Here is an 11,836-nt window from a genome sequence, read left to right on the forward strand (position 1 = left end):
ACGACCATGTTCGGTTTTCTCCAAAAGGTCGGCGACTACGCCAAGGACGCCGTCGGCGCCGCCAGCGCCATCAGCCAGGGGCTCTCGGTCACCTTCGATCACCTGCGCCGGCGGCCGATCACGGTGCAGTATCCCTACGAAAAGCTGATTCCCTCGGAGCGCTACCGCGGCCGCATCCACTTCGAGTTCGATAAGTGCATCGCCTGCGAAGTGTGTGTGCGGGTTTGTCCGATCAACCTACCGGTGGTGGATTGGGCGATGAACAAGCAAACGAAGAAGAAGGAACTGCGCAACTATTCGATCGATTTCGGAGTCTGCATCTTCTGCGGCAATTGCGTTGAGTATTGCCCCACCAACTGCCTCTCCATGACCGAGGAGTATGAGCTGGCGGCGTTTGATCGCCACAGCCTCAACTTCGACAACGTCGCGCTCGGTCGCCTGCCCACCAGCGTCACCAGTGATCCTGCTGTGGTGGCCCTCCGTGAGCTGGCCTATCTGCCCGCCGGCGAGCTTGACCCCCACACCGTGGATGCCGCCAGCCCCCGGGCAGGAAAACTTCCGGAGCAGGTGCTGGCCGCGTCCAGCCCCGCCACCACCAGCGAGGAGGGGATCTGATGACGATCGCCTCCCTCACCCAGCTGATCTGCTTTGCGGCGCTCTCCATCACCTTGGTGGTCGGCTCCCTCGGCGTGGTCCTGCTGCCGAACATTGTTTATTCCGCCTTCCTGCTCTGCGGTGTCTTCCTGTCGGTGGCGGGTCTCTATCTGCTGCTGAATGCCAGCTTCGTGGCCGCCGCCCAGGTGCTTGTTTACGTGGGCGCGGTGAATGTGCTGATCCTGTTCGCGATCATGCTTGTCAACAAGAAGGAAGATCTGGCCGAGATTCCCCGTCTTGCCTTGAGGCGCCTGCTTTCCGGTGGTGTCTGCCTCGGGCTTTTCCTGCTGCTGCTCCGGGTTGACCTCACCACCCCCTGGGCCGTTCCCGGTCCGGTTGGGATTGGAGAAGGCGCCACGATCCGGATCGGCGAGCATCTGTTCAGCGATTACCTGCTGCCGTTTGAGCTGGCCTCGGTGCTGCTGCTGATGTCGATGATCGGCGCGATTGTGCTGGCGCGCCGCGATGTGTTCGGCAGCGATCTGATCACCGGCGAAGACGTGGATCAGGGGCTGATCGAGAAGGTGCGCCCCCCCCTGCTCCTGGATCCCACCACCCCATCCCCCTCCGCCCTGCAGGAGACCATCTGATGCCGATCGAAACGCCCATCGACGTTCCCCTTCAGGCCTATCTGGTGCTGGCGGCCGTTCTGTTCTGCACGGGGGTGTGGGGGTTGATCAACAGCCGCAACGCCGTCCGGGTGCTGATGAGCATCGAGCTGATGCTCAATGCGGTCAACATCAATCTGATGGCCTTCTCCAGCTACATCGATGGCCTGGAAATCCGTGGCCAGGTGTTCGCCATCTTCGTGATCACCGTGGCAGCCGCAGAAGCGGCGGTGGGGCTGGCCATCCTGCTTTCCCTCTACCGCAACCGCGAAACCGTCGACATGGAGCGCTTCAACCTGCTGCGCTGGTAACGGCTGGTTTTTCATGGAGCTCCAGCGGGTCTGGCTGATTGTTCGTGCCGGCAGCCAGGCTGCTCAGCGCAAGGCCCGCATGTGCGCGGAGGATCTGCGCAACCAGGGCGTGCATGTGGCAGTGGCCGCCAGCGGCCTGGCCACCAACCCCTTTCCCGGTCTGTTGGCCACCGAACCCCACCTGCCCGACCTCACGGTGGTGCTCGGCGGCGACGGCACGGTGCTCGGAGCGGCCCGCCATCTGGCGCCCATGCAGGTGCCGATCCTGAGCTTCAACATCGGCGGCCACCTCGGCTTCCTCACCCACGAGCGCAAGCGCCTGGTGCTCAGCTCTGTCCCCAGCGAAGACAGCCTCTGGCAGCGGCTCCGCGACGACCGCTTCGCGATGGAGCGGCGCATGATGCTGGAGGGCCGGGTGGTGCGCAGCGACGGCAGCGTGGATGGCGACCCGACGCACCGCGCCCTCAATGACTTCTACTTCCGGCCCAGCCTCGATGAGGTGTCGCCCACCTGCGTCCTGGAGCTGGAGATCGACGGCGAAGTGGTGGACCAGTTCCGCGGGGATGGCCTGATCATTGCCACCCCCACCGGCTCCACCGGCTATTCGATGGCGGCCGGCGGCCCGATCCTCCATCCCGGCATCGATGTGATCGTGGTGAACCCGATCTGCCCGATGAGCCTCTCCAGCCGGCCGATCGTGGTGCCGCCACGGGCGCTGCTGGCGGTGTGGCCGCTGGGGGAAACCAGCCGGCGGGTGAAGCTGTGGAAAGACGGCGCCCACGCCACCGTGCTTGAGCCCGGCGACCGCTGTGTGGTGCAGCGCTCCAGCCACGACGCGCTGATGGTGGTGCTCGATCAGAGCCCCTCCTACTACCGCACCCTCAGCCACAAGCTGCACTGGGCCGGCGACCTCACCGCTGCGGAGCCCTCGCCGAACTAGGCCGCCGCTCCACCTGGTGGCGGCCCGACCAGGCCGCCGTCCAACGAGAGGATCGCCCAAAGTGCCTGCGGCGGCCCATGCTGGAGGCGTTGGCCCCGGAGCACAGCGTTGGCCCTGGAGATCGAGCGGCGCTTCCTGGTGCGTGGCGACGGCTGGCGGCATCAGCTGCGTTGGAGCCGCCAGCTGCAACAGGGGTACCTCACGCGAGCAGCTGCGGGTGTCACCGTGCGGGTGCGCCTGGGGGAAGACACCGGCAGCGGCCAGGCCCGCCTGACGATCAAGGCCGCGGCCGCCGGCATCGCCCGCCATGAGTTCGAATACCCGATTCCTGCCGCCGATGGGGAGGCGTTGCTGGCCTTGGCGGCCCACCGCCTCAGCAAGACCCGCCATCGCCTTGATCTGCCTGGCGGTGACTGGGTAGTGGATGTTTTCGAGCCTCCGAATGCACCGCTGGTGCTGGCGGAAGTAGAGCTGGAGCGGGCCGATCAACCGCTTGTGGTGCCGCCTTGGTGCTCCTTGGAAGTCACTGGCCGCCTGGAGCTGAGCAATGCCTCCCTGTCGATCACCCCGCTGTCGCAGTGGCCTGCGGCCGAGCGCCGGGCCGTGCTGGTGGCGATGGACCTCAGTGACCCGGCGATGGGACCGGCAGGTGGCAGCAGTTGAAGCCGTCCCGGCAGATCTTGCCGTTGTCCATCGCCCAGTTCAGCAACGCTACCCGGTTCTTCGCGCCGGTTTTGGTGAAGATGTTGCTGACGTGATTGTCGACGGTGCGCTTGCTGATCATCAGCTGCTCACCGATTTCCTGATTGGTGAGGCCGGTGGCCACCAGGCTGATGATCTCGAGCTCCCGTTCGGATAAGCCGGATCGCGGTGCGCTGAGGTCGTCTCGAACGGACATCAACGCACTCCGCCTGATTGGACACATCCTAGACAGCCCTTGACGGGCCTCCCCTCACGCATGATGGGCGCTGGTTGTTTCCCGGTTGTCGTGCTGCTGCAACGGGCCATCGCGCGTGGAGCGTTCACGGTCACGGCGGAAGTGATGCCGCCCAGGGGCGGAGATCCCAGCCGCACCCTGGCGGTGGCCAAGCTGCTGAAGGGGCGGGTCCATGCGGTCAATGTCACCGACGGGAGCCGGGCGGTGATGCGCATGAGCAGCCTGGCCCTCTGCCGGCTGCTGCTCGATGCGGGGCTCGAACCGGTGCTGCAGCTGGCCTGCAGGGATCGCAACCGCATTGCCCTGCAGGCGGAGCTGTTGGGCGCTCATGCCCTGGGCATCCGCAACCTGCTTTGCCTCACAGGCGACCCAGTGCGGGCCGGCGATCAGCCGAAGGCAAGGCCGGTGAATGAATTGGAGGCGGTGCGGCTGTTGCAGCAGGTGAGTGATTTCAATGCTGGCCGCGACCCGCTGGGGGGCGCACTCCCCGATGGCCCCACCGCCCTGTTCGCCGGTGCCGCCGCCGATCCCCAGTCCCCCAGCTGGAGCGGTCTGCGCCGTCGCCTAGGCCGCAAGCAGGCTGCCGGCGCGCAGTTTCTTCAGACCCAGATGGTGATGGAGGCCAGTGTGCTGCGCCGCTTCTGCGACGAGATCGCCGCGCCGCTGGGCCTGCCGGTGCTGGCAGGGGTGTTCCTGCTCAAATCCGCCCGCAACGCCGAATTCATCAACCGCGTGGTGCCCGGCGCCTCTATCCCCCAGCACGTGATCGATCGTCTGGCGGCGGCGGCCGATCCGGCCAGCGAGGGGATCCGAATCGCGGCGGAGCAGGTGACCAGCTTCCGCGAGATCGCCCAAGGGGTCCACCTGATGGCCGTGAAGGCCGAAGAGCGGATCCCCAGCATCCTCAGCCTCGCCGGCATCGAGGCGATCGACCCGGTCACGGCCTGCCCATCGGCTTGAGGCTGGGGGCTCGGTTTGAGGCTGGAGGCCTGGCCGCTGGTGCCTGATGAGGTTGGCGCCTCCGTCTCCGTCTCTGCCTCCGGCTCAGTCGCCGCGCTGGCTGGCGGTGAGATCGTTGCCCAGCAGATCGGCGAGGGCCTTCTGCTCAGGGGAGGGCAGGGCCACGTCCTGGCGGCGCACATCAGTGATCAGCCAGTCGAGGGCGGCCTCCTGGAGGTCGAAATGATCACCGTTGCGATCCACGCAGTAACGGCCAAACACCAGCTTTTCGGTGAGCCGGACCCCGGCCCCGATGCGGGAGTAATCGAAGATAATCGAGTTGTCGATCGTGGCCCCCTCGCAGATGTGGCAGCTCGGGCCGATCATGGCCGGGCCGATGATCGTGACCCCCGCTTCGATCCTGCTCATCCCGCCCACGTAAATCGGCCCCTGCACGTTGATCTTGTCCCAGTCGGCGGCCACATTCAGGCCGGTGAACACCCCGGGCCGCACCTCCCGGCCTGGGATTGAAACCTTGCGAACCTTGCCCAGCAGCACGCTGCGGATCGCCTGCCAGTAATCCGGCACCTTGCCGATGTCGACCCATTCGAAATCCATGGGCAGGGCGTAGAACGGGGCCCCTGCTGCCACGAGGCGAGGAAACAGATCTGCGCCGATGTCGAAGGGCACGCCAGCAGGAATGTGGTCGAGCACCTGGGGCTCAAAGATGTAGATCCCGGTGTTGATCATGTCGCTGGCAGCCTCTTCCACAGAAGGCTTCTCCTGGAAAGAGAGCACCCGCGAGTTGTCGTCGGTGACCACCACGCCGTAGCTGCTCACCTGATCTTTCGGCACCCGCTTGGTGATCAGGCTGGCCACGGCCCCTTTCTCCTTGTGCCGCCGCACCGCCTCCGTGAGGTCGAGGTCGATCAGGGCGTCACCGCAAAGCACCACGAAGGTGTCGTCAAAGAAGGGCTGAAAGGTCTGAATTTTCTTGATGCCGCCCGCAGAACCCATCGCTTCGCCGATCAGTTCGCCGTCGTCTTGAATGCGGCCTTCGAAGCTGTAGGCGATCTCCACGCCGAAGCGCTGCCCATCGCGGAAATAGTTCTCGATCTCTGCCGCCAGGTGCGACACATTGACCATGACCTCGTTGAACCCATGCTCCCGGAGCAACTCCAGCAGAAACTCCATCACGGGTTTCTGCAGGATCGGGATCATCGGCTTGGGGATCGTGTGGGTGATGGGCCTCACCCGTGTCCCCTTGCCGGCTGCGAGGATCATCGCCTTCATGGGCGCTTTACTGCTCGGTTGGTTCTGCATGCACCTTAAGTAAGGGTGTCAGGCTGCCAGTGCTGGCCGAGCCGGCAACGGAGCTGGCACGGCCGGCCAGGTGGCTGTGGCGGCAGCTGGTTCGACACCATGCGCGGCGATGGCTTCGGCGGGGAGGGCGCCGTCGGCCTCAAGGGCACGGCGCAGGTGCAGGGGCCCGAACAGGCCCTCCTCCTGCTGCAGATCGATGTGTCCCTGCGAACAGAGGAACAACAGCGCCCAGAACACCCCCACCCGGTCGTGATCAAGATCGGGCGGCGCTGCGCCTTTCCAGGCCTCCACCAACGCCTCGAAGTTCACCCACTCCAAAGCCACTGGCCATCGCTGCAGGAAAAGGCTGAGGGCGGCGGTGGTTTCCGGCAGTTTTTCCCGGTGGGCCAGCGCGCTCACCTGCTCGATCGCGTCGCGTTCGCTGTAAGGGCGGCTGCGCGGCTTGTGGCGCCGCTGGCCGCCGTCGCTCTCCAGCCGCTCGGCGATATCTTCCAGCTGGCGGATCAACTCACCGAGGCTCACCGGCCGCTGCAGCGGCGGCGGCGCCACCGGCCGGCGCCAGAGGTGCCGCTCCAGGCGGTGGGGCAGCTGGATGCCCAGCAACCAGCCCTCCTCGCCCGGATCTTCGCCTTCGCAGGGATCGTTGATCAGGGCAATGGGCGGAAAGGTCTGACGTTCCAGCACCTCGGCCTTGAGCCCCACCAGCACCGACGCCGCCAGAAACGCTTCGCTGGTGGCGGCGAGATCCTGCTCGTAGCTTCCGCCTTGGCCAGCGTTGAGGGCCACCAGGCGCGGCACCTCGATGCGTTGACGCAGCTGATCGAGGAAGCCGTCCACCACGGCAATCACATCGACATCCCAGGGGTCGAGGTCACCCCGCTCGGCCGCCTCCTGAAGCAGGCGGATCGCCAGCCTGGCGCCTGCGTTCGGCACAGTTTCCCCCGATCTGCCGGAAACGTACCCGGTCTGAGGTTGCTCAGCCAGCAGAATCAGCCGCGGCCGTTGCCCCTGAACTTTCTCCGGCGGCCGGCAACAGGGCGAGCTGGGCATCAACCGTGGCCCGATAGCGCTGCAGGTCGTCCTCCAGCTCGCGGATCCGCACCTGCTGGGCATCGATCTCGGTGCGGTCCTGCATCAATTCCACCTTCTTCACCACGCCGATCCACACGGCGAACACCCAGGCAGCGGCGGCGCCGACGCCACACACCACCAGCAACAGGGCTGCCAACGGCAAGGTGACCGCAGCTCCTGGCAGGAAGCGCACGGTGGTGGGCTCGGTGTTCTCCAGCGTGAACATCACCGTGGCGAGGCCGAAACTGAAGATCAGCAGAAAATTCAGCTGTCGCATGGCTCGTGGTGGGTCGGGGCTCTGGATGGAGATCTCACAGGGTCATGGCCGGTGCCGGCCACCGCCAGGGGATCCCGCCGACCAGTTTGCGGCACTTGAGCGGAATTGGGCGCAAGCCTTCGCACAGTGCTGCTGGTGCTGGTGGAGCCGGCAGGGGCTCAGCCCACTCCGCCCAGGGCCGGCGCGTGCAGGAAGGCTGGAGCAAAGGAAAGCTCCTGTCCCACCGCCCCACGGATCAGGCCTTTGGGCGTGGGGCCCACCACCTTGGTGAGCGCGACGTCTTCGCGGGCCACGAGCGCTTCAATGGAGGCGCGGTAGCTGTCCGTCACCAGGCGGGGGTAAAGGCCGATGCCGATGATCGGCACCAGCAGGCAGGAGATCACGTAGATCTCCCGAGGCTCGGCATCCACCAGGCGGGTGTGGGCCGCCAGCTCCATGTTTTCCTTGCCGAAGAAGATCTCGCGCAACATGGAGAGCAGGTAGATGGGCGTGAGGATCACCCCCACCGCTGCGAGGGCCGCCATCACGATGCGGAAGCTGAGTGAATAGGCCTCGCTGTTGACGAAGCCCACGAACACCATCAGCTCAGAAACGAAACCGCTCATGCCCGGCAGGGCCAGGGAGGCGAGCGAGCAGATCGTCCAGAGGGCGAACATCTTCCGCATCTTCTGGCCCACGCCGCCCATCTCATCGAGCTGGAGCGTGTGGGTGCGGTCGTAGGTGGCGCCCACCAGGAAGAAGAGGCTGGCGCCGATCAGCCCGTGGCTCACCATCTGGAGCATCGCGCCGCTGGTGCCGAGGGCGCTGAAGCTGCCGATGCCGATCAGCACGAAGCCCATGTGGCTGATCGAGCTGTAGGCGATCTTGCGCTTGAGGTTGCGCTGCGCGAAGGAGGTGAGTGCCGCATAAATGATGTTCACCACCCCCAGCACCACCAGCAGCGGCGCGAACTGGGCATGGGCCTCGGGAAGCAGCTGAACGTTGAAGCGCAGCAAGGCGTAGCCACCCATCTTGAGCAGGATGCCGGCCAGCAGCATGTGCACCGGCGCCGTGGCCTCGCCGTGGGCATCCGGCAGCCAGGTGTGCAGCGGCACGATCGGCAGCTTGACGCCGAAGGCGATCAGCAGGCCGGCGTAGGCCAGCAGCTGGAAGCGGGTGCCGAATTCCTTTGCCGCCAGGGTGGTGAATTCAAAGCTGGGCGTGCCGCCGCCATAGAAGCCCATGGCCAGGGCCGCCAGCAGGATGAACACCGAGCCGCCGGCGGTGTAGAGGATGAACTTGGTGGCGGCGTACTGGCGCTTCTTGGCGCCCCAGATGGCCAGCAGCAGGTACACCGGCAGCAGTTCCAGCTCCCAGGCCAGGAAGAACAGGAGCATGTCCTGCACGGCGAACACGGCGATCTGGCCGCCATCCATGGCCAGGATCAGGAAAAAGAACAGGCGCGGCTTGAACGTGACGGGCCAGGCAGCCAGCACCGCCAGGGCGGTGATGAAGCTGGTCAGCAGGATCAGTGGCATCGACAGCCCATCGGCGCCCACCGACCAGGCCAACCCCAGATCGGGCAGCCATTCCACCCGCTCGATCAGCTGAAGACCCGCCACCGAGGGGTCGTAACCGTTCAGGTAGGCCCCGACGGTGACCAGAAAGGTGATCAGGGCCACGCCGAGGGCGTACCAGCGGATTGTCTTGCCGTCGCCTGGGTCGGGGATGAAGGGGATCAGCAGCGCCGCTCCGATCGGCAGCAGGATCGAAACGCTCAGCCAGGGGAAGGCCCCGGTGGAGGCTGTGCCCAGGGCTGCGAGGGCCTCTGGAGCAACGGCAGGGTCAAGCGGCACTGGCCAGGGAGTTCGGGTCTGGACGGAGTGTAGAAATGCTCAACTGCCCGGGCCCTCCCAGATATGGGATGACACACAGAGCCCGCCGGCAGGGGAGGAGCCGGGCTCAGAAGCTGCTGAACAGAAGCACCAGGGCGATCACGCCGCCGAACACGATCAGCGCATAGAACTGAGCGCGGCCGGTTTCGAAGTACTTGAGGCCCTCGCCGCTGCCGAGGGTCAGCAGGCCGGTGAGGTTCACCACACCGTCCACCACCTTGGCGTCCACCTCCAGCACCTGGCGAGCCAGTTTGCGGCTGCCTTTCACGAACAACCTGTCGTTGATCGCATCGAGGTACCACTTGTTGACCAGGAAAGCATTGATGGTGGGGAAGCGGGCCGCCACGGCGGTGGCCAGATCCAGCTTGTGCAGCGCGTAGGCCAGCACCGCGATGGTGATCCCGACCACGGAGATCGTCACCGAAGCTCCTGCCAGAGGCAGGAACTCGCCCCAGCTGAAGTGCTCGGCCATCTCGGCGGCCTCGCTGGGATTGAGCAGGGTGGCGAAGCGGCTGTTCCACGGCGTGCCCAGCAGGCCGACCAGCACGGAGGGCACCGCCAGCACCGCCAGCGGTGCAGCCATCTGCCAGCCCGACTCGTGGGGATGGGAGGCATGGGAGCCATGGCCCTCCTCGTGGCTCTCAGGGGCCTTGCCGGCGGCCTGGAGCAGGGCGCCGCGGATGCTGAGGTCACCGCCGCGGAAGCTGCCCTCGAAAGTCAGGAAGTAGAGCCGGAACATGTAGAAGGCGGTCATGCCGGCGGTGAGGAAGCCCACCGCCCAGAGCAGCGGGAACGCGTTGAACGCCTGGCCTAGGATTTCGTCCTTGCTCCAGAAGCCCGCCAGCGGCGGGATGCCGCTGATCGCCACGCAGCCGATCAAGAAGGTGGTGGAGGTGACCGGCATGAAGCGGCGCAGCCCCCCCATCAGGCGCATGTCCTGGGCGAGCACCGGTTCGTGGCCCACCACCTCTTCCATGGCGTGGATCACCGAGCCGGAGCAGAGAAAGAGCATCGCCTTGAAGAAGGCATGGGTGACCAGGTGGAACATGCCCGCCTCGGGCGCCCCACAACCCATCGCCAGGATCATGTAGCCCAGCTGCGACACGGTGCTGTAAGCGAGGCCCTTCTTGAGATCCATCTGGGTGAGGGCGATCGAGGCCCCCAGGAAGCAGGTGATGGTGCCGATCACGGCGATCACCGCCTGCACCAACGGGAAGGGTTCGTAGACGGGCTGAAGCCGTGCCACCAGGAACACCCCGGCGGCCACCATCGTGGCGGCATGAATCAGGGCCGAGATCGGGGTAGGACCCTCCATCGCATCGGGCAGCCATACGTGGAGCGGGAACTGGGCCGACTTGGCCATGGGGCCCATGAACACCAGCAGACACAGCAGCACTGCCACGCCGTTGGAGAGCGAACCTTCCGACACAGCGGCGGTGAGGCCGGCACCGATCTCCTCGAAGCCGAAACTGCCGGTGGCCCAGAACAGGCCGAGGATGCCGAGCAACAGGCCGAAGTCGCCCACCCGGTTCACGATGAAGGCCTTCTGGGCGGCATGGGCGGCGGCCTCTCGGTCGTACCAGAAGCCCACCAGCAGGTAGGAGCACATGCCCACCAGCTCCCAGAACACGTAGATCTCCAGCAGGTTGGGGCTGATCACCAGCCCCAACATCGAACTGCTGAACAGGGCCAGATAGGTGAAAAAGCGCACATAGCCCTTGTCGTGGGCCATGTAGCCATCGGAATACACCATCACCAGCAGGGCGATGGTGGTGACCAACGACAGCATCACGGCGCCGAGGGCATCCACCCGGAAGCCCATCTGCAGATTGAAGGTGCCGGCGCTGGCCCAGTTGAAGAGCACTTCAGTGGGTGGGGCCCCGGCCAACTGCTCGGCCAGCACGGTGTAACTCAGCACAGCCGCTGCTCCCACCAGCGTGATCAGCAACAGGGCAACGGGCTTGCGCAGCCGGTTGACGGTGCGGTTGAAGCTGATCAGCCCGAGACCGGTGAGCGCCGCCCCCGCCAAGGGCAGAACAGGAATCAACCAGGCGATTTCAGCGGCCGATGTCATCCAGCTCCAGATAGCGGCCCAGCGAGTGTAGGCAGCTTCCCGGGCCCGCCCGGCCTGTGTGTGGGTGTGCGATCAGCCCAGCGCCCGCCCCAGGGGCCCGGCCAGGAAGGCGCTGGCGGCAAGCCCGATGGTGCGGTGGCTCCACCAGAGCAGGCCGATGGCGAGGGCGATCCCCAGCTGGGAAGGCCGCAGGAATTCAGTGAGTTCCAGGGTCTGGCGCCCGTCGATCACCGCCACGAAAGGCAGCACGGAGGTGCGGGCTTTGAGCCGCTCGAAGGCCTCCCCGAAACGGGCCCGCAGGCGCCGGTCGCCATGCCAGACCGCAAACAGGTGATGGGCGATCAGCCCGGCGCAGGTAACCACCATGAAGCTGCTGCCGATCCAGAGCAGGTGGGTGGCGCACCAGAGGATCTGGCCCACCGCCTGGGGGTGGCGGCTGATGCGGATGATGCCGGTTTCATAGAGGCGCACCTGCGGCTGTAGCACCGCCGGGATCTCCAGCAGGTTGTAGGTGGCGGGGTAAAGAAAGAAGAAGCTGATCGCTGTACCCACCCAGATCACCGGAATCAGGCCGGGGGTGCCCTGAAGGGTCCAGAGCCGCACGCCGTCGTAGCGGTGGGCGAGGAAATAGCCCACCACCACCACAGCGGCGGGAATGCTCAGGGCCGCGAACAGCAGGCGCCAGGCCCGGGCCCCGATCCGCTGTTCCCCCCACACGCGCAGGGCGGCCCCGCCGCTGTGCAACACCGCGAAGGCCACCAGCAGGGCAAACATCACCAGGCTGGTGTGGTGGAGCGGGGAAAGCACGGGTCGGGCGCTGCAGCGGTG

13 protein-coding genes are annotated in these 11,836 nt (G+C 65.9%); 6 read left to right on the top strand and 7 right to left on the bottom strand.

Annotation, left to right across the window (positions count from 1 at the left end):
* The first annotated feature begins 6 nt into the window (after positions 1-6).
* The 5 genes from ndhI (at position 7) to KBY97_RS06700 (ending at position 3,176) form a co-directional block, all read left to right on the top strand.
* Positions 7-615 carry an NAD(P)H-quinone oxidoreductase subunit I gene (gene ndhI, locus KBY97_RS06680; protein ID WP_255145912.1) on the top strand — a complete coding sequence of 203 codons (609 nt, stop codon included), beginning with the start codon at positions 7-9 and terminating at the stop codon, positions 613-615.
* Complete coding sequence (locus tag KBY97_RS06685; RefSeq protein ID WP_255145913.1) at positions 615-1,244, top strand: NADH-quinone oxidoreductase subunit J; 630 nt, start codon at positions 615-617, stop codon at positions 1,242-1,244. Before ndhI ends, KBY97_RS06685 begins: the two co-directional genes overlap by 1 nt.
* A complete protein-coding gene (gene nuoK / locus KBY97_RS06690) occupies positions 1,244-1,573 on the top strand; it encodes an NADH-quinone oxidoreductase subunit NuoK (RefSeq protein ID WP_255145914.1) in 330 nt (109 codons plus the stop codon). Before KBY97_RS06685 ends, nuoK begins: the two co-directional genes overlap by 1 nt.
* A gap of 13 nt (positions 1,574-1,586) precedes the next feature.
* Complete coding sequence (locus KBY97_RS06695) at positions 1,587-2,513, top strand: NAD(+) kinase (RefSeq protein WP_255145915.1); 927 nt, start codon at positions 1,587-1,589, stop codon at positions 2,511-2,513.
* A 108-nt stretch (positions 2,514-2,621) separates the two neighbouring features.
* Positions 2,622-3,176 (top strand): CYTH domain-containing protein, encoded by a 555-nt coding sequence (locus tag KBY97_RS06700; protein WP_255145916.1) that lies wholly within the window; start codon positions 2,622-2,624, stop codon positions 3,174-3,176.
* On the opposite strand, the gene KBY97_RS06705 is transcribed toward KBY97_RS06700, so the two are convergent.
* On the bottom strand, positions 3,136-3,411 hold the full coding sequence (locus KBY97_RS06705) for a response regulator transcription factor (RefSeq protein ID WP_255145917.1): 276 nt from the start codon (positions 3,409-3,411) through the stop codon (positions 3,136-3,138). The two genes, KBY97_RS06700 and KBY97_RS06705, sit on opposite strands and share 41 nt — an antisense overlap.
* A 63-nt stretch (positions 3,412-3,474) precedes the next feature.
* Here KBY97_RS06705 and KBY97_RS06710 point away from each other — a divergent pair, with 63 nt between their 5' ends.
* Positions 3,475-4,410 (top strand): methylenetetrahydrofolate reductase, encoded by a 936-nt coding sequence (locus tag KBY97_RS06710; RefSeq protein WP_255145957.1) that lies wholly within the window; start codon positions 3,475-3,477, stop codon positions 4,408-4,410.
* Positions 4,411-4,494: 84 nt separating this feature from the next.
* Here the strand turns inward: KBY97_RS06710 and KBY97_RS06715 are convergent, their stop codons facing one another.
* The 6 genes from KBY97_RS06715 to KBY97_RS06740 all read right to left on the bottom strand — a co-directional run bounded on the left by KBY97_RS06715 (position 4,495) and on the right by KBY97_RS06740 (position 11,782).
* Positions 4,495-5,682: an NDP-sugar synthase gene (locus tag KBY97_RS06715; protein ID WP_255145918.1), complete on the bottom strand. Its 1,188-nt coding sequence runs from the start codon at positions 5,680-5,682 to the stop codon at positions 4,495-4,497.
* A gap of 48 nt (positions 5,683-5,730) precedes the next feature.
* Positions 5,731-6,645, bottom strand: coding sequence for a segregation/condensation protein A (locus KBY97_RS06720; protein ID WP_255145919.1), 915 nt, complete (start codon positions 6,643-6,645; stop codon positions 5,731-5,733).
* Between the two features lie 43 nt (positions 6,646-6,688).
* Complete coding sequence (locus tag KBY97_RS06725; RefSeq protein ID WP_255145921.1) at positions 6,689-7,060, bottom strand: lipopolysaccharide assembly protein LapA domain-containing protein; 372 nt, start codon at positions 7,058-7,060, stop codon at positions 6,689-6,691.
* A gap of 158 nt (positions 7,061-7,218) precedes the next feature.
* On the bottom strand, positions 7,219-8,853 hold the full coding sequence (locus tag KBY97_RS06730; RefSeq protein ID WP_255145958.1) for an NAD(P)H-quinone oxidoreductase subunit 4: 1,635 nt from the start codon (positions 8,851-8,853) through the stop codon (positions 7,219-7,221).
* Between the two features lie 148 nt (positions 8,854-9,001).
* Positions 9,002-11,008, bottom strand: coding sequence for an NAD(P)H-quinone oxidoreductase subunit 5 (locus tag KBY97_RS06735; protein WP_255145922.1), 2,007 nt, complete (start codon positions 11,006-11,008; stop codon positions 9,002-9,004).
* Between the two features lie 72 nt (positions 11,009-11,080).
* The gene (locus KBY97_RS06740; RefSeq protein WP_255145959.1) at positions 11,081-11,782 is read right to left on the bottom strand and encodes an NnrU family protein; all 702 of its coding nucleotides are present in this window, start codon (positions 11,780-11,782) and stop codon (positions 11,081-11,083) included.
* Positions 11,783-11,836 lie beyond the last annotated feature (54 nt).

The sequence above is a fragment of the Synechococcus sp. ATX 2A4 genome (genome assembly GCF_024346375.1).
Classification (GTDB): Bacteria; Cyanobacteriota; Cyanobacteriia; order PCC-6307; family Cyanobiaceae; genus MW101C3.